This is a genomic window from Methylosinus sp. sav-2, assembly GCF_004366495.1.
Lineage (GTDB): Bacteria > Pseudomonadota > Alphaproteobacteria > Rhizobiales > Beijerinckiaceae > Methylosinus.
On the sequence record NZ_SOEJ01000002.1, the window covers coordinates 38,750 to 59,852 of the forward strand.

Genomic DNA, 21,103 nt, shown 5'->3' on the forward strand with positions numbered 1-21,103 from the left:
CTCGTCCCCTTCCGGCGCCGCCCGCACTTCCCAAGCCCTCATGTGCAGCCTAAGTAATGGGCGCGCTCCGTTCGGTGGGGCGGATGCCGTCATGAGGAGACTTTCGGATGAATTTTTCCTTCCGCTGGCCGTCTCTGCTGGCCGCTCTCTTCCTCGCTCTCTCGCTATCGGGTTGCGGCTACAACACGATTCCGACGCAGGAGGAGGAAGCCAAGGCCAAATGGGCCGAGGTGGAGGCGCAATATCAGCGCCGCGCCGATCTCATCCCCAATCTCGTCGCCACCGTGCAGGGCTACGCCAAGCATGAGAAGGACGTGCTCATCGCGGTGACGGAGGCGCGCGCTCACGCCTCGCAGGCCAAGGTCGATGTCTCGCAGCTCACCGATCCGGAAAAATTGAAGCAGTTCCAGGAGGCGCAGGCGCAGCTCTCCGGCGCGCTGGGGCGTCTGCTCGCCGTCAGCGAGGCCTATCCGGATTTGAAATCCAACACCAACTTCCTGGCCTTGCAATCGCAGCTCGAGGGCACTGAGAACCGCATCAATGTGGCGCGGCGCGATTACATTCAGGCGGCGCGGGAGTTCAACACTTCGTTGCGCACCTTCCCGACGCTGCTCTGGGCCAAGACCGTCTTCGCCGGAACCAAGCCGCTCGCCGAATTCACCGCCAACGCCGGCGCGGAGCAGGCGCCCACGGTGAAGTTCTAGAATCGTTTTTCACGGGAGATCGCCGCTGATGCCGTCGCTTCCTTCGTGGCCTTCGCGTCGCCGCGGCTTTTTCGCCACGATGCGAGGGACACGAAGCCTCGCTCTGCTGGTCTTTCTCCTCCTGCCGGCTCTCGCTTTCGCGGCGTTCGATTTTCCCGCGCTCACCGGCCGCGTCGTCGACGACGCCCATATTATTCCGCCGGCCGCGCGGCAGGCGGTCGAGACGAAATCGAAAGAGCTGGAGGAGAAGTCCGGCATTCAGCTCGTCGTCGCCACAGTGCCGTCGCTGCAGGACACGGATATAGAGACTTTCGCCAATGGCCTGTTCCGCTTCTGGAAGCTCGGCGAGGCGAAGGTCAATAATGGCGTGCTGTTCCTCATCGCGCCCAATGAGCGCAAGATGCGCATAGAGGTCGGCTATGGGCTCGAGGGGACGCTCACCGACGCGCTCTCCAAGGTCATCATCGCGACAGCGGTGACGCCCAAGTTCAAGACCGGCGATTTCGGCGCCGGAATCGAGCGCGGCGTCGATGGAATCGTCGAGGTGCTGAGCGGTGATTCCGCCGAATGGGAGAAGCGCGTGAAAGTGCGCGCCGAGCATTCCGAGCCGGGCTTCGACGAGATCGTGCCCTTCATCATCTTCCTGCTCTTCATGTTCGTCTTCTTCTCCATGCTCGCCAACGCCCGCGGCGGCGGGCGGCGCATCTATCGCGGCGGGCGCGGGCCGATCATCTATTTCCCGCCGTCGAACGACAGCTGGTCCGGCGGCTCCTCTTGGGGCGGCGGCGGCTCCTCTTGGGGCGATGGCGGCGGCGGATTTTCAGGCGGCGGCGGCTCGTCGGGCGGCGGCGGCGCCTCGGGGGATTGGTGATGCCGATTTCAGATGCGGATAAAGAGCGCATAGCGGAGGCGATCGCCGCCGCAGAGCGGCGCACGGCGGGGGAGATCGTCTGCGTCTTGGCGCGCCGCTCCTCCGATTACGCCTATGTGCCGCCGTTGCTGGCGGCGCTCATCGCGCTCATCGCGCCCTGGCCGCTGGTCTTCTTCACCGAGCTCGGCGTGCGGCTCATTCTGGCCATTCAGATTCTCGTCTTCATCGGCGCGGCGCTGCTGTTCTCGCTGCCGCCCTTGCGGCTCGCGCTGACGCCGCGCTTCGTCAAGCGCGAGCGCGCCCATCGCGCGGCGATCGAGCAATTTTTCACGCGCGGCGTTTCGGCGACCAGGGATCGCACCGGCGTGCTGATCTTCGTCTCGCTCGGCGAGCGTTATGCGCGCATCGTCGCGGATGAGGGGATAGCGGCGAAAATTCCTCAGGAGGATTGGCGCGCGGCGCTCGATCTCCTGCTCGCGCGCGTGCGCGAGGGGCGCGTCGCCGATGGTTTCGTCGATGCGATCGGCGAATGCGCGCGGCTCTTGTCGAAACATGTGCCGCCCGGCGGCCATGAGGAGCTGCCGGACAGGATCTACGTGATTTGAAAAATCCCGGAGACGCCGGGGGGCGCTCCGGGAAGTCGCGCGAGGAGAAGGCTCTCAGCCGATCAGCCGGGTGAGCTGGTGAAGGACGACGATGAAGAAGGCGAGCGCGCCGACGATGCCGGCGACGGCTTTGAAGAGCTCCGCATTGCTGTGCATGACGATTCTCCCTCAGTGCAATTTTTTTTTGTGACGACGACGTAGCGCATCGTCGTGGAGAAAATTGCGCCGCGCTTTCATCGCCGACAATTGCGCGCGCCTGCGGCAGAATGGCGCGAAGCGCTCGAGCAAATTGAATTTGCGGCGGAAAGCGCGGCGGCTACAAAAGGTCGCGCCCAGCTAATTGCGAGACGGGCGCGCGATAGCCGCAACTCGACTCCGTCGCCGCCGCGTCGTTAATGGAACGGCAATCTTTGTGGCGGCGGGGCGCGGAAGCTTATTCCAAGCATTAACCCGTTTACGTTAATATACGTAAAGCGCGAGTCGAGAGCGGCGCGCGTGAGCATTGGTGAGCGGATCGTGCGCGTGAAAGCGTGGCGCCGCCCGGTGGCGTGAGGCAGAAGAGCATGGTGTTCCGCGGCAGTTTCGCGCGTGCGTCCGTTTTGGCGTTCGCAGTCGGGCTCGGTTCGTCCTCCGGCGCCGCCGCCGAGCCGCGCGCGCCTTTCCGCGCGCCGCTCACCGTCGCGCCGCCGCCGCTGGTGCGGCAGCTCGAGGTCTCCTGGCTGCGCATGGAAGAGCCGCCGGCCGACATCTTCGCGCCGCCGACGACATCGGCGCTGCTTCCTATCGTCAACTCCACTGCGCTCGCCGTGCTTCCCGTCGTTGGCGGCTTCGATGTCGCCGAGGCGCTGCTCAGCGAGGAGCAGCGGGCTTTCGCGCTCGCGCTCGACTCATGGGCCGGCGCCGCACGCGGACTAGAGCAGCGCGCGCGTCGCAAGGCGGTCGCCGCCTTTTATGCGCAGCGCGCCTATAAGCCGCTGTGGCGCGAGGGCGGCGCCTGGCGCGCCTCGGCGCCCGCCGCGATAGAGCGGCTGAGCCGCGCGCGCGACGATGGTCTCGATCTGCGCGGCCTGGCCTATCCTTCCGAGACGAAGCTCGGCGGCGATGCGGATGAGCTCGCATTGTCGGAGGCCGTCGTCGCCTATGCGGCTCAGGCCTCCGGCGGGCGCATCGATCCGCGGCGTCTGTCGCGTCTCATCGGCGCGCATCCCGCTCTGCCGGACACCGGCGCCGTGATCGCGACGATCGCCGCCGCAGGATCGCGCGCGGGCGATTTGCTGCAAGACTATAATCCGCCGCATGAAGGCTATCGCGCGCTGCGGGGAAAGCTCGTGGAGCTGCGCAGCGCCGGCCTGCCGGAGCTCGACAGGCGTTTCGCCGAGGCCGCGCATTCGGTCGCGCATGACGCGGCCCCGGGCCGCGAGGCGCCGAGCGCGCCGCCGCGCCGCTCCAATGCGCAGGTGGAGGCGGAGATCATCGCCAATATGGAGCGCTGGCGCTGGCTGCCGCGCGAGCTCGGCGAGAGCCGCATAGAGGTGAACATCCCCGATTTCGAGCTGGCTCTCGTCCGCGACGGACATGTCACGCATCGCGCCCGCGTCATCGTGGGCAAGGAGGGCACGCCGACGCCGCTGTTCTCCGACAAAATGCAGTTCATCATCGTCAATCCCTATTGGAACGTGCCGCCGTCGATTCTGACGAAAGAGATGCTGCCCAAATTCGGCGGCGACCTCGGCGCCATCGCCGCGCGCGGCTTTGAGGTGATCACCCGCAAGGGGCAGACTTTCGTGCGGCAGAAGCCGGGCGAATCCAACGCGCTCGGGCGCATCAAATTCATGTTCCCGAACGACTTCTCCGTCTATCTGCACGACACGCCCAATCATGCGCTGTTCGCTTCGGCGCATCGCGCTCTGAGCCATGGCTGCGTTCGCGTGGATCAGCCCTTCCGCCTCGCCGAGGCGGTGCTGGGGCCGGGCAGCGGCTGGCCGGAGGAGCGCGTGCGCAAGCTCATCGGCGGCAATGAGCGCTACATAAATCTCGCACGGCCGCTGCCGATCCACATCGAATATTTCACGGCTTTCGTGGACGAGTCGGGACGCCTGCAATTGCGCGGCGATCTCTACGGCTATTCCGCCAAGGTGCGTCAGGCGCTGGGGCTCGAGGGGTAAGCGGTTTTATGGGTTGCGAGCCTGAAGGCTCGCGGTCCGAAGCGTTTCCCTGAACCGCGAGCCTTCAGGCTCGCCTTCCTTGCCTTCACAGAGTCGGCGCGTAGCCGAAGGCTTGATTCAAGCGTGACAATGCGACGCCGAGATCGATGGCCGCGCTCGCCCGCGCGCGCTGCGCGTCGAGCTGCAATTGGCGCACGCGATAGAGATCGAAAGCGTTGATCTCGCCGAGCCGGAAGGAGCGCCGCGCGAGATCGAACTGCTCGCTGGCGACCGAAAGGCGCTTGGCCGAGAGGCCGTCCGCGCGTCGCGCTGCGGCGACGGCGGCGCGGGCGGCGTTGATCTCCGCGGCGACGAACCTCTGCGCGCGGCCGAATTCGGCGTTGGCGCGATCGAATTCCGCCTGCGCCTCGGCGATGCGCGGAATATTGCGGCCGGGCGTCGGCAGCGGAATGCGAAAGCGCACGCCGACAGTATTATTGTTGGAGCGGATCGGATCTTCGGTGGCGGGCTCCGTGCCTTGCTCATTGCGGCCGAAGATGGCGATCTCCGGATTGTCGATGAAGCCCGTCTCGATCAGTCGCATCTGCGCCTGCGCCTTGGCGAGCGCGGCGATCGGCGCGCGCAGCGCGGGATGATCCTCCGGCGGGCGCGCCGGCAATGGCGCCTCCAGCGTTCCATCCGGCGTGGAGCCGTCGGTCAGCACCTCATAGGCGGCGCGCGCGGCCTTGGCGGCGGCGTCGGTCTGCGCGACTTCCGTCTCGGCGGCGAGCGTCTCATTGCGCGCGAGCAATTCGTCCTGCGCGGCGTTTTCGCCCAGCTCGACGCGCCGCTTCATGTCATTGCCGATATCGCGCGCCGTCGCCAGACGATCGCGCGCGATGGCTGCGTCTTTCGCCGTGCGCTGCGCCGTCCACCAGGCGTCGCGCACCAGCGCCGCGACATCGAGCCGGCGCAGCGCCAGACGCTCGACGATCTCGGCGACGCCGGCGGTGACATTGAGCTCATAGGCCTCGCGTTCGCCCGGCAGCCAGATCGGCATGCCGATCTCGAGCTCGGATTCGCGATAGCCCTGCACATTGCCTTTGACGCGCTCCTGCCGCGAGCCGCCGAAATAGGGCGAGCCGGGCGTGAAGGAATTGGCCTGGGCGTAGCGTGAGGCCACGGCGCGGCGTTGCGCTTCCAGCGCGGCGCTCTGCGCATCTATGCCGATCGCCTGATCGAGATGACGCGTGAGCACGAGGCCGAAGGGCTTGCCCGGCGGCTTCTGCTTTGGTTTCTGCTTCGCCTTCGCTTCTATGCCCGGCGGCAGCGGCGAGACGGTGAGCTTGGGCTGCGTCTGCGCGGCCGCGCTCGCGGCGAGGAGAAGGACGAGCGTGGTCGAAAGAAGCGGAGGAATGCAGCGCATGGTTTTCATCGACGCTGAATCCGCCAGCGGGAGTCCGGCGCCGTGGTCGTGGCGGGCTGCGTCGCGGCGCGCTTGCGCAGCAGACGCTTGAAGTCGAAGCGATCGTAGAGAATGGGCAAGAGCAGCAGCGTGAGCGCGGTGGCGGTGACGAGGCCGCCGATGACGACGATGGCGAGCGGCCGTTGGATTTCCGCGCCCGGACCCTTGGCGAAGAGGAAGGGCGCGAGGCCGAGCGCGGCGATGGTTGCGGTGAGCAGCACCGGGCGCATGCGGCGCCGGGCGCCTTCGCGCACCGCGTCATGCACGGCGCGGCCCTCGGCGACCAGCTTGTTGATATAGGAGATCAGCACGACGCCATTGAGCACGGCGATGCCGATGAGCGCGATGAAGCCGACGGAAGCGGGCACGGAGAGGAACTCGCCGGAGAGCCAAAGGCCGATGACGCCGCCGATCGCCGCGAAAGGCACGTTGCAGAAGACCAGCGCCGCCTGCGACATGGAGCCGAAGGTGAGATAGAGCAGCAGGAAGATGAGCCCCAGCGCCAGCGGCACGACGATGGCGAGCCGCGCCGAGGCGCGCTGCTGATTCTCGAACTGCCCGCCCCAGACCAGCTCATAGCCCGGCGGCGTATGCACCTCCTTGGCGACTGCGGCCTTGGCCTCGTCGACGAAGCCGACGAGATCGCGTCCCGTGACATTGGAGAGCACGGTGGCGTAGCGCCGCGCCTCCTCGCGAATGACCTGTATAGGGCCGTTCTCTGCGCGTATGTCGGCGAGCTGCGACAATTCCACCACCTTGCCGTCGCCGGAAACAACCGGCACGCGTGCGAAATCCACCGGCGAGCGGCGCGACACAGGGTCGCCGCGAATGACCAGCGGCGTGCGCACCGGGCCTTCGAGCACGAGGCCGACCTGCGTGCCGTCCACCCATACGCGCAATCCGTCCTGAATTTCGCTGGCGTTGAGGCCGAGGCGACCGGCGGCCAGGCGATCGATGCGCGCGGTGAGATAGCGCATCCCGTCATTCTGTAGCGCGAAGACGTCGCGGGAGCCGTCGATCTTGCGCAATGTTCCGGCGATCTCGCGCGCGAGGCGGTTCAATTCGTCTATGTCGTCGCCGAAGACTTTCACCACCACATCGCCGCGCGCGCCGATGATCATCTCCTGCACGCGCATGTCGATCGGCTGCGAGAAGGCGTAGGAAATGCCGGGGAAGCTGTCGAGCACCTGGCGCATCTCGCCGAGCAGCCAGGCCATGTTCGGCTCGCGCCATTTGTCCATCGGCGCGAGCGTCAGGAACATGTCGGTCTCATTGAGGCCGACGGGGTCGATGCCGAGCTCGTCGGCGCCGGCTCGCGCCATCACGCCCTTGATCTCCGGCACGCGCGCCATCAGCGCGCGCTCTATGCGCATATCGGTCTCGGCGGTCATGTCGACGCTGATGGTCGGATGCTTGCGCACGGTGATGACGGGCGTGCCCTCGTCCATCACCGGCATGAAGGTCTGGCCGATGTGGTTGGAGGCGAGCAGCGCCAGAGCGAGGCCGATGGTCACGGCCGCGCCGACGACCATGGGCCGGCGCAGCGCACGCTCCAGCAGCGGATCGTAGAAGGCGGAGATTTTGCGCACCAGCCAGGGCTCGTCGCTGCCGCCGGCGCGCAGCAGAGTGGCGGCGAGCGCCGGCACCACTGTGAGCGAGAGTATGAGCGCCGAGCCCATGGCGAAGGCGATGGTGAGCGCGACCGGCGCGAACAGCCGCCCCTCGAGCCCCTCGAGCGAGAGCAGCGGCAAAAAGACGGTGATGATGATGACCGCGCCGGAAACGAGCGGGCCGGCGACCTCGCGCGTCGACTCATAGGTGATGCGGACGCGGTCTTGCAGGTCGGCCTTTTCCATCCCGGCGAGGCGATGCTCGACATTCTCGACGACGACGACGGCGCAATCGACCAATATCCCGATGGCGATGGCGAGGCCGCCGAGCGACATAATGTTGGCCGAGAGCCCATAGAGCCGCATGATCGCGAAAGTGGAGAGCGCGGCGAGCGGCAGGATCAGCGAGACGACCAGCGCCGCGCGCAGATTGCCGAGGAAAAGGAACAGCAGAATGACGACGAGGACGATGGCCTCGATCAGCACCTTCTGCACCGTCCACACGGCTTTGGAGATGAGCTCGCTGCGATCGTAGAAGATATCGACCTTCACGCCTTCCGGCAGGCGCGGCTTCAGCTCCTCGAGCTTGGCCTTGACGCCGGAGACGACCGTGCTGGCGTCGGCGCCGCGAAGGCCCAGCACCAGCGCCCATACGGCCTCGTCCTCGCCATTGCGCGTGGTGACGCCATTGCGGGCCAGCGCGCCATTGCGCACCTCCGCCACATCGCCGACGCGCACGATTCCGGTCGACCGCGCGGCGACGACCACCGAGCGTATGTCGTCGAGCGTGCGCAGCCGTCCCTCGGCGCGCACCAGCAGCGCCTCCTCGCCATCGCGCACGCGGCCGGCGCCGTCGTTGCGGTTGTTCTCCTCGAGCGCGTCCTTCAGCATCTTCACGGTGATGCCGCGCGCCGCCATGGCGGAGGGCGAAGGCGCGACCTCGAAAGTGCGCACGAAGCCGCCGAGCACATTGACGTCGGCGACGCCGAGCAGGCCGCGCAATGCGGGGCGAATGGTCCAATCGACGAGGCTGCGCTGCTCTGTCGGCGTGAGGCCGCCGCCGACGAGGGTGAACATCAGCATTTCGGCGAGCGGGGTGACAATGGGCGCGAGCCCGCCCGAGGCGCCCGCCGGCAGCTGATCGGCGACCGAGGCGAGGCGCTCGTTCACTTGCGTGCGCGCCCAGAAAATATCCGTGCCCTCGCCGAACTCGAAAGTGAGCAGCGCCACGGAATAGCGCGTCGTCGAGCGCATGCGCACGAGATTGGGAATGCCGCGCGCGGCGATCTCGATCGGCGCGGTGACGCGGTTCTCCAGCTCCTCCGGCGTCAGGCCGGGCGCGCGCATGGAGACCAGCACCTGCACCGGCGCGACGTCCGGAAAAGCGTCGATCGGCAGCTTGGAATAGGCGTGCGCGCCCCAGGCGGCGAGAGCGATCGCCGCGAGAAAGACCAGGAGCCGCTGGCCCAGCGCCGCTTGGATGAGTTTATCGAGCATGTCGCGTTTCGCTCACTTAGCGCTCGGGTCTTTCGCCGCAAGCTCGGCGAGCAGCGTCAGCATGCCTCGCGTGGCCACCTGATCGGCGACGGCGAGCGGTCCTTGGATCGACGCATATTGCGGCGTCTCCGAGACGAGATTGACCGGCACGGCGCGGAAACCATCCGCAGAGCGCAGAAATACCCAGTCTTTGTCGCGGAAATGGACCACGGCGTCGGCCGGCACGCGCCAGAGCGTCCCGCCGGTTCCTTTGATGCGCAGAATAGCCTGCACCGCCTGTCCGGGGCGAACCGGCGATTTGCCGGGCGAGAATTCCGCGACCGCGGTGATGGATTGCGTCGCCGGATCGGCGGTCCGGCCGATGCGGATCAGCTTTCCCTCGACGCCATGGCTCGGCAGCACGACCTTATCCGTGCGGTCGAGCCCGGCGGCGCGGCCGATGGGAACTTGCAGATTGACCCAAATGGGATCGAGCCGCGCGATGGTGACGAGCGGCGCCGAGGCCATCAGGCGATCGCCGACCGTCGCATGCCGCGCCAGAATGACGCCGGACATGGGCGCGCGCACGGTGAGCGCCGCGCCCATCTTGCGCTCCTTGCGCAGCGATTCGATCGCCTGCTCGCTCATGCCGTCCAGCGCCAGCAATTGGCCGCGCTCGTCCAGCACGGAGCGCGCCTGCGCGGCTTCCGCGCGCGTGACCAGAAGGCGGCGCTCGGCGATGATGCGCTCTTTGTGCAGCTGCTCGTCGCGGCGCAGCTTCTCACTGGCGAGCGCGGCGTCGGCGGCGGCCTGCAGAAAGGCGCGCTGCGCCTCGATCAGCTCGGAGCTTTTGAGGGTCGCGATCGGATCGCCGGCTTTCACCTCCTCGTCCGGCGAGACCAGCAGAGTCTCGACGAGGCCGGCGGCGGGCGTCGCCACCATGCGCAATTGCTGCGGCGGAACCGTCACTGTTCCGGGAACGACGAGCTCGTCGGAGCCGGAGCTTTTCTCCACCGGCTTCGTTTCTATGCCGGCGGCTTGAATGTCCTGCTCGCGAAGCGGGATGGAGACCTCGTCGGCGGCGCGGGCCACGCTCGCGAGGAGCGCGCCGGCCATTCCGACGATGACGGCAAGATGCTGAAACTTTTGTATGTTCATTCCGCCTGGAACCGGTCTTTGCGTCGGCGCGCAATTTCGCTTATCGAAGCTGACGAAAAGCTGACGAGCTCGAACTCGACGCTGACGCGACGATCGAAGTTCGAGCGGAGCATAGCACCGCAGCCCCTGCTCATGCGAATTTTGCTGGTGGAAGACGACGAGCGCATTTCCCGCGACGTAGCGAAAGCTCTGCGCGCGGCGGGCTATGTCGTGGATATCGTGGCCAATGGCGAGGAGGCTTGGTTTCTCGGCGATACGGAAAATTTCGCCGCCGTCATTCTCGATCTCGGCCTGCCGGGGCTCGACGGGCTCGCCGTGCTGGAGCGCTGGCGCGAGCAGGGCCGCCGCATGCCGGTCCTGGCCTTGAGCGCGCGCGGCTCCTGGAGCGAGCGCGTCGCCGGCATAGACGCAGGCGCCGATGATTATCTGCCCAAGCCTTTCCAGCCGGAGGAATTGCTGGCGCGGCTGCGCTCCGTCATTCGCCGCTCGGCCGGCCACGCCTCCTCGGTGACGCGCAATGGCGCGCTCTCGCTCGACGAGCGCAGCATGACCATCAAGATCGACGACGCCGCGGTCGAGCTGACGGCGATTGAATATCGTCTCGTCGCCTATCTTCTGCATCGGCGCGGGCAGGTGGTTCCGCAATCGGACCTCGCCGAGCATGTCTATGGCCATGACCAGCAGAGCTCCAACGCCGTGGAAGTGCTGATCGGCCGCGTGCGCAAGAAGCTCGGCGCGCAGGCGATCGAGACCAAGCGCGGCTTCGGCTATCTGATGCCCGATCTCGACCGATGAGAACGCGCTCGCTGCGCCTGCGGCTGTTTCTCTTCGGAGCCGCCGCCATCGCCGGCGCGCTGGCGCTCGCCGGCTTCGTGCTGGTGCTGCTGTTCGAGCATCATGTCGAGCGCACGATGGACGACGACATAGAGACCTATGTCCGTCAGCTCGTCTCCGATCTCGCGGTCGATTCCGATGGACGTCTGCGCGTCATCACCGCGACGCCGGACCCGCGTTTCGCGCGCTTTCGCTCGGGCTTCTATTGGCAGGTGGCGGGCGGCGACAGCCGCGATGTCGAGCGCTCCGCCTCGCTCGGCGAGGAGGCGCTGGAAATCTCCGGCCGCTGCGAGAGCGGCGAGCGCATCGCCTATCATCGTCTGCGCGGGCCTTGGGGCAATGCGCTGCTCGGCGGCGAGCGTTGCGTCGCGCTCGGCGGGGCGGCGGCGTCGCGCCTGCGCGTGCTGGTGGCGCTCGATCTCTCCGGCGTCGCCCGCGCGCGGGACGCTTTTGCGGCGGAGCTGTTCGCCGCGCTCCTTCTCATCGCGATCGGCCTTGCCTTCGCCACCTGGATTCAGGTCGGGCTCGGCCTCGCGCCGCTCGCGGGGCTCGGCGTTGCGGTGAGCGAGATCGCCAAGGGGCGTCGGCGCCGGCTCGATTCGCCGGCGCCGCCGGAGGTGTGGCCGCTCATCGACGAGGTGAACGGATTGCTCGACGAGCGCGACAAGGAAATAGAGCGGGCGCGCAATCGCGCCGCCGATCTCGCCCATGGCTTGAAGACGCCGCTCACCGCGCTCGCCGCCGACGCCCGGCTCTTGCGCGAGAAGGGCGAGACCGAGATCGCTCGCTCGCTCGATCGCATCGGCGACGCCATGCATCGCCATGTCGCGCGCGAGCTGGCGCGGGCGCGCAGCCGCGGCGTCGCGCGCGGCGGCGAGCCGACGCCGGTCGCCGAAGTGGTGGACGCGCTGGCGCGCACGCTCGCCTCGGCGGGGACCGAGGCGCGTTTCGAAATGCGCATCGCGCCCAAGGCGCGCATCGCCGTCGATCGCGTCGATCTGATGGAGATTCTCGGCAATCTGATGGAGAACGCGGCCCGCCACGCGCGCGAGCGCATTCGCATCTCTTTCGGGGGCGGGCTTTTTATCGTCGAGGATGACGGGCCGGGACTGCCGGAGGGCAGCGAGGCGCTGATCCGCCGTCGCGGCGGTCGTCTCGACGAGACCGGCGGCGCCGGCCTCGGTCTCGCCATCGTGCAGGACGTTCTCGACGCCTATGGCGCCGATATGCGCTTCTCGCGCTCGGCGCTCGGCGGGCTGCGCGTGGAGGTGGATTTATCCGGCGCCGCCGAATTTCCTGTGGCGGGTTGAGCGTGGCTCAGCCGAATTTCAATCCCGAATCGATCGTCAGCCCGACGCCGACGCTGGCGAATTTGTCGCCGCGCACGATCTTGGCCTGCGGCGTATGCACGAGACAGGCGCGCTCGATCGCCGGAATGAACGTGCTGCCGCCGGTGAAGAACACCGTATCGACTTCCGCGGCCTTTATGCCTGCCGCTTTCAGGCAGCGCGCGACGCAATCGGTGAGCTTGCGGCATTCATTGGCGATGGTCTCCTCGAACAGCGCGCGCGACGTCTCTATCAGCAGCGCCTCGTCCAGATAGGCGAGGTCGATCGCCGCGGTCGCCGCCTCGGAGAGGATGATCTTCGCCTCCTCCACATCGCCCGCGACGCGATGGCCGGCGCGATCGTCTATGGCCTTGATGAATCGCTCGACCTTCTCCGGCTCGGCGGCGATGGCGCGCAACTGCTTCAGCTCCTCGAGGCTCTTGTTATTATAGAGGAAGGCGATGCGATGCCATTGCGCGAGATCGTGGAAATAGCCATTGGGCAGATCGAGCTCGGGACGTTTCCTCTGCCGCGTCTGATAGCCGAACAAGGGCATGACCTGCTTGAGGCTCAGCCGATAGTCGAGATCGGTGCCGCCGACATGGACGCCGGCATTGGCGAGAATATCGTCCTTGCGGTCGATCTTGCGCCGATTCTTCGGCGAGACCTTCACAATGGAGAAATCGGAGGTGCCGCCGCCAATGTCGGCGATCAGCGCGATCTCCTCCCGCTCGATGCGCCGCTCGTAATCGAGCGCGGCGGCGATCGGCTCATATTGGAAGAGCACGTCCTTGAAGCCCTGCGCGCGGGCGGCCGCGGCGAGCTGCTCCTGCGCGGTGCGATCGGCGGCTTCGTCATCGTCGACGAAGAAGACCGGGCGGCCGAGCACGGCGTTCTCGATCGGCGCTCCGGCGTTCAGCTCGGTCTTGTCCTTCAAATGGCGCAGAAAGCTGCCCAATATCGCCGTGAAGGCGACGCGCTTGCCGCCGGCGGCGGTGGTTTCGTGAATGAGCGAGCCGCCCAAAATGCTCTTGATGGCGCGAAACAGCCGGCCGTTCTCGCGGTCGATATAGAGCGAGATGGCGGAGCGGCCGAAGCCGAGCTTGCCGCCATAGGCGGGGTAGAAAATCGCGCTCGGCAGCGAGACGCTGTCGCCCTCGAGCGGCACGAGCCTCGGCTCGCCCTCGGCCATATAGCCGACGGAGGAGTTGGAGGTTCCAAAATCGATCCCGCAAGCGAGGCTCACGCGATTGTCTCCTTTATAGTCGCCGCGCCAGCGCAGAGCGAAAAACGCGCCGCCGCGCCGACGAAGGTCGGTCGGATGACGGAGCTATGGGGGTTGTCGGCTTTGAGGCGCGGCCGCGGGGAGGGCTGCCGTCCAAATCTGGCGCGGAAACTGCAATTTTTCGCGCGGATTTGCAAATGGGCGGGGCGAGATCCGATCCCCCGGCGTCTTGGCCGGGCTTGTCCCGGCCACCCACGCCAGGACGCCGCGGCGGCTTGAAAATTCGGCGTGACGCGGAAGCAGCTGCCAGGGACGAATCCGTCGATGGCAGGCGCTTTCATTTGGCTTTGTCAACCGCTTGGCGTGGATGGCCGGGACAAGCCCGGCCAAGACGGCTGCACCGTTTCGCGATGCATGAATCCGATAGTCCTCGAAGGGGGGGCGCGCGAATGCGCTCGGGAGGGGGTGACGCCCCGAGTCTTTGCCGTTGCACCCCACCCCGGACCGCTTCGCGATCGGACCCTCCCCCTGAAGGGAAGGGTGGGCGCCCTCACTGCTTCTTCAGCACGCAGCCTTCATTGCAGGTGTCGCGGAAAATGCCGACCTCGTGGATCGCCGGCAGCGAGGGCTCGAGGTCCTTCCATATATAGACGCAGAGATTTTCGAGCGTCGGCTTGCCGAGGCCTTCCAGCTCATTGAGGAAGGAATGGTCCAGACGCTCGCGCAGCTGCTGCAGCCGCGCGCCGAGCTTGCCGAGATCCATGACCCATTCGTCGCCGTCCTGGCGCGGGCCGCGCAAAGTCACCCGCACGCGGAAGGAATGCCCGTGCAGATTGCGGTATTTCCCGCCGGTCGGGTGGTCCGGATCGTAGAGGGCGTGCGCCGCCTCGAAGCAGAACTCCCGATAGACTTCGAACAGAACCGTCATTTCACCCCGATGGCCTTATGCGTCTGATGCGAGAACCGCCAGCGCGGATGCGCGAGGCAATAGTCGATCGCCGCTTTCGTATTGCGCAAACTCTCCGGCCCGTCCATGGGCTGGAGCAGGAAATGGTCGAAGGCGAGCCCTTCGAACAGCTCCGGCTCGGCGCCTTTTTGCGGATAGACGAGCTTGAGCTCGTCGCCCCTGGTCTGGACCAGCGGCGCGCCCGCCTTGGGGCTGACGCAGATCCAGTCGACCGCTGGCGGGACGGGAATCGTCCCATTGGTCTCGATCGCGATCTCGAAACCCTCGGCGTGGAGCGCATCGAGCAGCGCGGGGTCGATTTGCAACATCGGCTCGCCGCCGGTCAAGACGACGAAACGCCGCTCGCGGTTTTCGCCCCAGAGACTCGCCAAATGGGCGGCGAGAGCCTCGGCATCTACGAATTTGCCGCCATTCTCGCCATCGACGCCGACGAAATCCGTGTCGCAGAAGCGGCAGTCGGCGGCGTTCCGGTCGGCCTCGCGGCCGCTCCAGAGGTTGCAGCCGGCAAAACGGCAGAAGACGGCGGCCCGCCCGGAATGGCGGCCCTCCCCCTGCAGCGTCTTGAAGGCTTCCTTGACCGCATAGGCCATGGTTTCGGGTCCCGTGGAGCGATCGGGACTGATTAGGGCCTCGCGCGGCGGGGGTCCAGCGGGGCGAAATTTTTCAAGCGTCGGGATCAGAGGGCGAAGCGCTTCACCTCGTCGGCGTCGATGGCTCCGCCTTCCGCCTCGGCCGCGGCCAGTTCGGCGCGCAGCTCGGATAGCTTGATGCGATCGACGGCGTAACGGATCGCCTCTTCCGCGCTCGCGAAGCGGCCGGCCGCCAGCGCGGCTTCCACCTGGGCGGCGTCGGGAGTCAATTCGACCTTCATGAGCGGCTCCGGCCGAGGATCATGGCGCAGAGCCTATCATGGAAGGCGCGCTCTGTCGCTTCACCCGTTCTTCGGCCGCTCATAGCGGTCTATGCCCGGCTCGGGCGCGCGCGGGCGTGGGTCGAGGCTGCGGATATAGGAGACGATATCGTCGATCTCCCGCCGCGACAGATGCATGTCCGGCATTTTGGGATGCGGATCGACGAGGAAATTGGCCAGAGCCTTTGCGTCTGTCCGGCGCTGGGCGACGTCGGCGAACGAGGGCGCGTCGGCGTTGGCGGTCTTTTGGGCGCTGGTCACCACATGGCAGGCGGAGCACCAGCGCTCGGCGATGCGCTTGCCATGGGCGGCGTCGGCGGCGTCGGCCGGCGCGCAAAAAACCGCGAGCAGGGCCAGCGACGGAAAGAGGTGGCGCGAGAGTTTCATGCGGGGCTCCTCCTCGGCTCGTCGCGAGAGCGGGCGCGTCGCCCGACTCGCAGAAGAACCATGAGACCACGAATCCGCGCCGCCGAGAATCGCGGGTCGCGCCGAGGGGCCGCGACCAGACAGCGCAGGCGCAGGCGCCGATCAGGCCGCCCCGGCCTCGGCTTTCTCGGCCGGCCGCAGCGTCACCCTGGCGACGAGGCCATGCGGCTCGCGATCGAGCAGCCGCAGGGAGCCGCCGGCCTCCTCGACCAGGGCGCGCACGATGGAGAGACCGAGGCCGAAGCCGGCGTGCTCGTTGAGATTGCGCCCTGGCCGGCCGCGCACGAAGGGCTCGACGACCTCGGCCTTTTCCGCGTCGGGAATGCCCGGACCATCGTCGGAGACGTCGATCTGGACGCCGTCATCGGCGGCGCGCGCGACGGCGATCACGACGCGCCGTCCATGGGTGACGGCGTTCTCGACGAGATTGGCGAAGACGCGTTGCAGATCGACGAGCGAGCCGATCACCATGCGCCGCCCGTCGCCCTCATAGGCGACCTCATGGCCGAGATCGGCGAATTGATCGGCCACCGTTTGCAGAACGCTGTCGAGATCGACGATCTCCTGCGTATGGCGATAGCGCTCCTCGCGCAGGAAGAGGAGGTTTTTGTAGAGCATCGAATCCATGAGATCGACGTCATGCAGCATTTTGGCGCGCAAGGTCTCGTCGTCGATGAATTCGGCGCGCAGCCGCATGCGGGTGATGATGGTGCGCAGATCATGGCTGATCGCCGCCAAAACGCGCGAGCGCGCCGCGATCATCGAATAGATGCGCGCCTGCATGCGGTTGAGCGAGCGCGTGAGGTCGCGCACCTCCTGCGGGCCTTTTTCCACCAGCAGCTCGCTCTCGCCCGACTCGCTCGGGAATTTCTCGGCCCGGCGGGCGAGCTCGACGAGCGGCGCGACGACGGCGCTCGACGTCCAAAGCGTCAATATGGCGGCGCAGATGAGGAAGAAGAACGCCGAGCCCAGCCATATGCCCATGGGGGGCGGCAGATCGGGCGTGGACGTCGGACCGCCCTGCGGCTGCGGAGGCGGCGGGCCTCCCGGCTGCGCGCGTGAAAAATCGCCCGGCGGCGGTCCGCGCGGGCCGCCGTCGCCGAAATTCTCCCGTCGCGATTCGCGCGAAATCGGGGTGAGCGTCAGATAGCCGCCCTTGCGTAGCGCTATGGCGAGGCGACGGCCGTCGGGCGCGATCCCGAAGATCTCCGCGTCGGGCCACAGCCGCCCGCGCAGCGAAATCGGCGACGGATCGCTGCGGGCGGCCTGCGCCGCGGGCGGACGCTCGGCCGTGAGGCTCGGTCGCATTCCGTGGGAGAAATCGTCGAAAACGGCGAGGAGCCGCTCGCGGTCGGCGACGGTCGCGAGATCGAAGGCCCAGGCGAGCGCGGCGGCCGTCTCTACGGAAGCGACATGCGATCGCGGCGGCGCCCGTTCCTCGCGAGCGCCGCCGCGCTCATCGTGGAAGAAATGCACCGCGATCGTCACGCAGGCGTGAAACAGCACGATGGAGGCGAGCACCAGAATGGCGATCTGCCCGGCGAGATGATCGGGCCGCAGCGCGCGCCAAAATCGTCTCACGCGCGCACCACCTGCGGCGTGAACAAATAGCCTTCCGAGCGGATGGTCTGAATATAGCGCGGGTTCTTCGGGTCGCTCTCCATCTTCTGCCGCAGCCGGCTGATGAGCACGTCTATGCTGCGCTGGAAGGGACCGGCGGTCGGACCATGCGTCAGATCGATGAGCTGGTCGCGCGTCAGCACGCGATTGGGCCGCTCGCACAGCGCATAGAGCAGATCGAATTCGGCGCTGGTGAGCGCCACCTTGGTGCCCGCGGGCGTCGTCACCTGATGCGCCATTATGTCGACGCGCCAACCCTCGAAGAGATAATAGCGCGAGCTCGTCTCGTCGCGGCTGGCGAAGGCGGCGCGCGCGCGGCGCAGCACGGAGCGGATGCGCGCGAGCAACTCCCGCGGGTTGAAGGGCTTCACCAGATAATCGTCGGCGCCCATCTCGAGCCCGAGAATGCGGTCGACATCCTCGCCCTGCGCGGTGACGATGACGATCGGCAGATTGCGGTCGGCGCGCAGCCGGCGGCAGATGGAGAGGCCGTTCTCGCCCGGCAGATTGAGATCGAGGATCACGAGATCGAACTCGCGCTTGGCGAGCGCCGTGTCCATCGTCGCGCCATCGGCGACGACGGCGACGTCGATCTGATGGGTCTGCAGATAGCGAGAGATCAATTCGCCGATTTCGGCGTCGTCCTCGACAAGGAGGATCGCGTCTGTCTTCGTCACGTCGAGCGCACCAGCGGGAATCATGCGGCGGCGTTTCCGTCGCGGAGTCGAGACCTATCCCGTCAATGTGTCTCGATCGTTTCCAGGTCGACGAGATTGCGGACGCGAGCAAGGCGTTTTTTCGCCCTTTTCGAGACGCCGCGCGCCTCCGTTCGGACACCCGCCGCGAAAAACCGGAAAAACTGCGGAAAAGCCGGCGCGCGACAGTGTGGATCGCGCCGCGCCCCTGCTGCGTCTTCCATGCGGGGCGCCGGCGAGCGTGGAGTCGAGGAGGGTCGAATGGATCAGGCGTCTCGCATCGCCGCTTATCTGGCGAGGGAAGCTCTCGAGGATTTTCGAGACCGCACGACCTATGAGCTCGATCCGGTGAGCCGCTTTCTCTATGTCAGAGCCAAGGAGTTCTATTGGACGCTCACGCGGCTCGCAGGCCTCGCGCATCTGCATGACGGCGCGTATCGGCGCCCTGCGCGGAGAGCGGAGCCGAGAGCCCCTCTCACGGATTTCGCCGCGCCGATGAAACGGCCGCGCGTGCTCGTCGATATGACGGCGACGCACCGCTACGGGCTCGAGACGGGCATACAGCGCGTGGTGCGGGAGATCGCGCGCTGGGCGGTCGCCAGCGGCGCCGGCCTTCCCGTCGTCATAGAGGAGGGACGGCTCGTCTCCTATTACAGCCATGCCGCTCTGCCGCCGCAGGTGGAGATCGCGCCGGGTGACAAGCTTCTGATGCTCGACGCGAGCTTTCACGACGTCGACGAATATGCGCCGATCATGCGCCGCGTCTCGGCCGAGGGCGGGCAGAACGTGCTCGGCCTCTATGATCTCATTCCGCTGCTTTATCCGGGCGCGATCAGCCCGGGACTCTATCTCGATTTTCGGCGCTGGTTCGACACGATGGTTCCGAGCTGCGACGCGATCGTCTGCATCTCGCAGAGCACGGCGCAATCGCTCGTCGGCTATTTGCGCGCCCATTCCTATCCCGCGGATGCGCTGCGGCGCGTCGGCTGGTGGCGGCTCGGCGCGGATTTCGCCGCGACGGAGGCCGCGCCCGGCCGCAAGGCGGCGTCCATTGCGGCGACCCGTGCGCCGCTCTTTCTGAGCGTCGGCACGCTGGAGCCGCGCAAAGCCTATCCAATCGCGCTCGAAGCCTTCGAGCGGCTGTGGCGCTCTGGAGTCGATGCGCGCTATGTCATCGTCGGCCGCGTCGGCTGGCAGGGGCGGATGCTCGCGCGCCGCATTCGCGACCATGAGGAATATGGCCGGCGGCTCTTCTGGCTCGATGACGCCGACGACGCCTCTCTGCGTCATCTCTACGCGCAGGCGCATGGGCTGGTCTCGGCCTCGATCGCGGAAGGCTTCGGACTGCCGCTGGCGGAGGCGGCCTTTCACGGGCTCCCGGTCATCGCCAGCGACATTCCCGCGCATCGCGAGATCGCCGACCAAGGCGCGACCTTCTTCCCGCCGCTCGACGCGGCTGCGCTCTCCATGCGGCTTCGCGAGGCGCTGATGCGGAACTGGTCGACGCAGAACCACGAGGCGCGGATCGTCACCTGGCGCGAGTCGACGCAGGAGCTGTTGGGCATGATCCGCGCCGACGCCTTTCAATGGCGCTTCGAGCGCGGCGGCTTCCGCGCCGATGCGCGGATTTGCGTCTGAGCCGGCGCCGGCCCATAGTCTCTCGCGACGTGTCGTGAGAGGCGAGGGCGGTTTTGCCGGAGACGAGCGAGGGGCCGACGGGGGGCGAAGACGAGAGCCTCGCCGGGGCCGCGCGCCGACTGAAGGCGATCATCATCGGCTCGCTCGGCAATCTCGTCGAATGGTATGATTTCTACGTCTATTCCGCTTTCTCGCTCTATTTCGCCAATTCCTTCTTTCCGGGCGACGATCCGGTCGCGCAAATGCTGTCGAGCGCCGGCGTCTTCGCCCTCGGCTTCTTCATGCGGCCGATCGGCGGCGCATTGTTCGGCGAGATCGGCGATCGTTTCGGGCGCCGGCGCGCGCTGACGCTATCCGTTCTCTTGATGTGCCTCGGCTCGCTCATCGTCGCCGCCACGCCCGGCTATGCGACCATAGGCGCGGCGGCGCCGGCGCTGCTCCTCTTCGCGCGGCTGCTGCAAGGCCTCAGCCTCGGCGGTGAATATGGGTCGTCGGCCACTTATCTCTGCGAGATGGCCGCCTCGCGCCATCGCGGATTCTATTCGAGCTTTCAATATGTCACGCTCATCGGCGGGCAGCTGACGGCGCTGCTGGTGCTGCTCGTCCTGCAAAATCTCGTCTTCACGCCGGAGGAATTGCGCGCCTATGGCTGGCGCATTCCTTTCGCGATCGGCGCAGGGCTGGCGCTGTTCGCGCTGCTCATGCGGCGCGATCTCGAGGAGACGCAGGCGTTCACTTCCGAGGCGTCGCCGCGGCGCCGCAGTTCCTTGCGCGCGCTCGCCTCTTATCCGCGCGAGGCGGCGACCGTGGTCGGGCTGACCATGGGCGGCACGCTCGCCTTCTATGTCTACACCACCTACATTCAGAAATTCCTGAAGCTTTCTGCAGGTTTGAGCGATGCGCAGACGACGTGGATCAGCGCCGGCTCGCTCGTCTTCGCCATGGCGCTGCAGCCGGCCTATGGCGCTTTGTCCGATCGCGTGGGACGGCGTCCGCTGCTCATCGCCTTCGGCATGCTGGGGACGCTCTTCACTGTGCCGCTGATGACGGCGATCCAGACCGCGCGCAATCCATGGACGGCCTTCGCGCTGGTGCTGGCGGGTTGGCTCATCGTCGGCGCCTATACGTCGATCAATGCGCTGGTGAAGGCGGAGCTGTTTCCGGCCTCGGTGCGGGTGACGGGCGTCGCCGTGCCTTATGCGATCGCGGTCTCGCTGTTCGGCGGCACGGCCGAATATGTCGCGCTCTGGTTCAAGAGCGAGGGGCGCGAGAGCTGGTTTTATTATTATATCAGCGCGGCGATCTTCTGCTCGCTGATCGTCTATGCGCTGATGCCGGAGACGCGCTCCGCCTCGCGTATCGACGCGGAGCGCGCCCGCTGACAATCTCCTTCTCCCCGCCTTGCGGGGAGAAGGAAGGCGGCGGAG

The 21,103-nt window shown here is 66.9% G+C and carries 18 protein-coding genes; 8 read left to right on the forward strand and 10 right to left on the reverse strand.

Annotated features, from left to right (window positions below; genetic code table 11):
• Positions 1-107: 107 nt before the first annotated feature.
• The 4 genes from EDE12_RS06365 (at position 108) to EDE12_RS06380 (ending at position 4,345) form a co-directional block, all read left to right on the forward strand.
• Positions 108-704, forward strand: coding sequence for a LemA family protein (locus EDE12_RS06365; RefSeq protein ID WP_026597819.1), 597 nt, complete (start codon positions 108-110; stop codon positions 702-704).
• Between the two features lie 79 nt (positions 705-783).
• Positions 784-1,575, forward strand: a complete 792-nt coding sequence (locus tag EDE12_RS06370; RefSeq protein ID WP_026597820.1) for a TPM domain-containing protein — start codon at positions 784-786, stop codon at positions 1,573-1,575.
• On the forward strand, positions 1,575-2,180 hold the full coding sequence (locus tag EDE12_RS06375; RefSeq protein WP_024878792.1) for a TPM domain-containing protein: 606 nt from the start codon (positions 1,575-1,577) through the stop codon (positions 2,178-2,180). Before EDE12_RS06370 ends, EDE12_RS06375 begins: the two co-directional genes overlap by 1 nt.
• A 599-nt stretch (positions 2,181-2,779) precedes the next feature.
• Complete coding sequence (locus EDE12_RS06380; protein WP_245275702.1) at positions 2,780-4,345, forward strand: L,D-transpeptidase family protein; 1,566 nt, start codon at positions 2,780-2,782, stop codon at positions 4,343-4,345.
• Between the two features lie 85 nt (positions 4,346-4,430).
• Here EDE12_RS06380 and EDE12_RS06385 read toward each other — a convergent pair whose 3' ends face one another.
• From EDE12_RS06385 to EDE12_RS06395, 3 genes are read right to left on the reverse strand one after another with little or no spacing between them, the layout of a single operon-like run.
• Positions 4,431-5,759, reverse strand: a complete 1,329-nt coding sequence (locus EDE12_RS06385) for a TolC family protein (protein ID WP_024878794.1) — start codon at positions 5,757-5,759, stop codon at positions 4,431-4,433.
• Positions 5,756-8,896, reverse strand: a complete 3,141-nt coding sequence (locus tag EDE12_RS06390) for a CusA/CzcA family heavy metal efflux RND transporter (RefSeq protein WP_024878795.1) — start codon at positions 8,894-8,896, stop codon at positions 5,756-5,758. Before EDE12_RS06390 ends, EDE12_RS06385 begins: the two co-directional genes overlap by 4 nt.
• 12 nt (positions 8,897-8,908) lie before the next feature.
• Complete coding sequence (locus EDE12_RS06395) at positions 8,909-10,033, reverse strand: efflux RND transporter periplasmic adaptor subunit (protein ID WP_024878796.1); 1,125 nt, start codon at positions 10,031-10,033, stop codon at positions 8,909-8,911.
• Positions 10,034-10,165: 132 nt separating this feature from the next.
• Here EDE12_RS06395 and EDE12_RS06400 point away from each other — a divergent pair, with 132 nt between their 5' ends.
• Positions 10,166-10,828: a response regulator transcription factor gene (locus EDE12_RS06400; protein WP_024878797.1), complete on the forward strand. Its 663-nt coding sequence runs from the start codon at positions 10,166-10,168 to the stop codon at positions 10,826-10,828.
• A complete protein-coding gene (locus tag EDE12_RS06405) occupies positions 10,825-12,177 on the forward strand; it encodes an ATP-binding protein (RefSeq protein WP_026597823.1) in 1,353 nt (450 codons plus the stop codon). Before EDE12_RS06400 ends, EDE12_RS06405 begins: the two co-directional genes overlap by 4 nt.
• Before the next feature lie 7 nt (positions 12,178-12,184).
• Here EDE12_RS06405 and EDE12_RS06410 read toward each other — a convergent pair whose 3' ends face one another.
• The 7 genes from EDE12_RS06410 to EDE12_RS06440 all read right to left on the reverse strand — a co-directional run bounded on the left by EDE12_RS06410 (position 12,185) and on the right by EDE12_RS06440 (position 18,044).
• Positions 12,185-13,441 (reverse strand): Hsp70 family protein, encoded by a 1,257-nt coding sequence (locus EDE12_RS06410; RefSeq protein ID WP_026597824.1) that lies wholly within the window; start codon positions 13,439-13,441, stop codon positions 12,185-12,187.
• 529 nt (positions 13,442-13,970) lie between these two features.
• Complete coding sequence (locus EDE12_RS06415) at positions 13,971-14,348, reverse strand: 6-carboxytetrahydropterin synthase (protein WP_024878801.1); 378 nt, start codon at positions 14,346-14,348, stop codon at positions 13,971-13,973.
• Complete coding sequence (gene queE / locus EDE12_RS06420; protein ID WP_024878802.1) at positions 14,345-14,977, reverse strand: 7-carboxy-7-deazaguanine synthase; 633 nt, start codon at positions 14,975-14,977, stop codon at positions 14,345-14,347. Before queE ends, EDE12_RS06415 begins: the two co-directional genes overlap by 4 nt.
• Positions 14,978-15,063: 86 nt before the next feature.
• Positions 15,064-15,258: a hypothetical protein gene (locus EDE12_RS06425; RefSeq protein ID WP_024878803.1), complete on the reverse strand. Its 195-nt coding sequence runs from the start codon at positions 15,256-15,258 to the stop codon at positions 15,064-15,066.
• A 60-nt stretch (positions 15,259-15,318) separates the two neighbouring features.
• Positions 15,319-15,684: a cytochrome c gene (locus tag EDE12_RS06430; protein WP_036290201.1), complete on the reverse strand. Its 366-nt coding sequence runs from the start codon at positions 15,682-15,684 to the stop codon at positions 15,319-15,321.
• Between the two features lie 141 nt (positions 15,685-15,825).
• A complete protein-coding gene (locus tag EDE12_RS06435) occupies positions 15,826-17,304 on the reverse strand; it encodes a HAMP domain-containing sensor histidine kinase (protein WP_026597825.1) in 1,479 nt (492 codons plus the stop codon).
• Positions 17,301-18,044, reverse strand: a complete 744-nt coding sequence (locus EDE12_RS06440) for a response regulator (protein ID WP_051465375.1) — start codon at positions 18,042-18,044, stop codon at positions 17,301-17,303. Before EDE12_RS06440 ends, EDE12_RS06435 begins: the two co-directional genes overlap by 4 nt.
• 255 nt (positions 18,045-18,299) lie before the next feature.
• Here EDE12_RS06440 and EDE12_RS06445 point away from each other — a divergent pair, with 255 nt between their 5' ends.
• Together EDE12_RS06445 and EDE12_RS06450 are read left to right on the forward strand one after the other, a co-directional pair.
• Positions 18,300-19,676 (forward strand): glycosyltransferase family 1 protein, encoded by a 1,377-nt coding sequence (locus tag EDE12_RS06445; protein WP_051592339.1) that lies wholly within the window; start codon positions 18,300-18,302, stop codon positions 19,674-19,676.
• 119 nt (positions 19,677-19,795) lie between these two features.
• Positions 19,796-21,058, forward strand: a complete 1,263-nt coding sequence (locus tag EDE12_RS06450) for an MFS transporter (RefSeq protein WP_084768403.1) — start codon at positions 19,796-19,798, stop codon at positions 21,056-21,058.
• The last annotated feature ends 45 nt before the right edge of the window (positions 21,059-21,103 follow it).

What these genes read in the sequence shown, in the direction of transcription:
- EDE12_RS06425 (WP_024878803.1), bottom strand. Translation starts at nt 15,258, where the DNA reads ATGAAGGTCGAATTGACTCCCGACGCCGCCCAGGTGGAAGCCGCGCTG.
- EDE12_RS06375 (WP_024878792.1), top strand. Translation starts at nt 1,575, where the DNA reads ATGCCGATTTCAGATGCGGATAAAGAGCGCATAGCGGAGGCGATCGCC.
- EDE12_RS06400 (WP_024878797.1), top strand. Translation starts at nt 10,166, where the DNA reads ATGCGAATTTTGCTGGTGGAAGACGACGAGCGCATTTCCCGCGACGTA.
- EDE12_RS06405 (WP_026597823.1), top strand. Translation starts at nt 10,825, where the DNA reads ATGAGAACGCGCTCGCTGCGCCTGCGGCTGTTTCTCTTCGGAGCCGCC.
- EDE12_RS06385 (WP_024878794.1), bottom strand. Translation starts at nt 5,759, where the DNA reads ATGAAAACCATGCGCTGCATTCCTCCGCTTCTTTCGACCACGCTCGTC.
- queE (WP_024878802.1), bottom strand. Translation starts at nt 14,977, where the DNA reads ATGGCCTATGCGGTCAAGGAAGCCTTCAAGACGCTGCAGGGGGAGGGC.
- EDE12_RS06365 (WP_026597819.1), top strand. Translation starts at nt 108, where the DNA reads ATGAATTTTTCCTTCCGCTGGCCGTCTCTGCTGGCCGCTCTCTTCCTC.
- EDE12_RS06415 (WP_024878801.1), bottom strand. Translation starts at nt 14,348, where the DNA reads ATGACGGTTCTGTTCGAAGTCTATCGGGAGTTCTGCTTCGAGGCGGCG.
- EDE12_RS06445 (WP_051592339.1), top strand. Translation starts at nt 18,300, where the DNA reads ATGGATCAGGCGTCTCGCATCGCCGCTTATCTGGCGAGGGAAGCTCTC.
- EDE12_RS06390 (WP_024878795.1), bottom strand. Translation starts at nt 8,896, where the DNA reads ATGCTCGATAAACTCATCCAAGCGGCGCTGGGCCAGCGGCTCCTGGTC.
- EDE12_RS06395 (WP_024878796.1), bottom strand. Translation starts at nt 10,033, where the DNA reads ATGAACATACAAAAGTTTCAGCATCTTGCCGTCATCGTCGGAATGGCC.
- EDE12_RS06430 (WP_036290201.1), bottom strand. Translation starts at nt 15,684, where the DNA reads ATGAAACTCTCGCGCCACCTCTTTCCGTCGCTGGCCCTGCTCGCGGTT.
- EDE12_RS06370 (WP_026597820.1), top strand. Translation starts at nt 784, where the DNA reads ATGCGAGGGACACGAAGCCTCGCTCTGCTGGTCTTTCTCCTCCTGCCG.
- EDE12_RS06440 (WP_051465375.1), bottom strand. Translation starts at nt 18,044, where the DNA reads ATGATTCCCGCTGGTGCGCTCGACGTGACGAAGACAGACGCGATCCTC.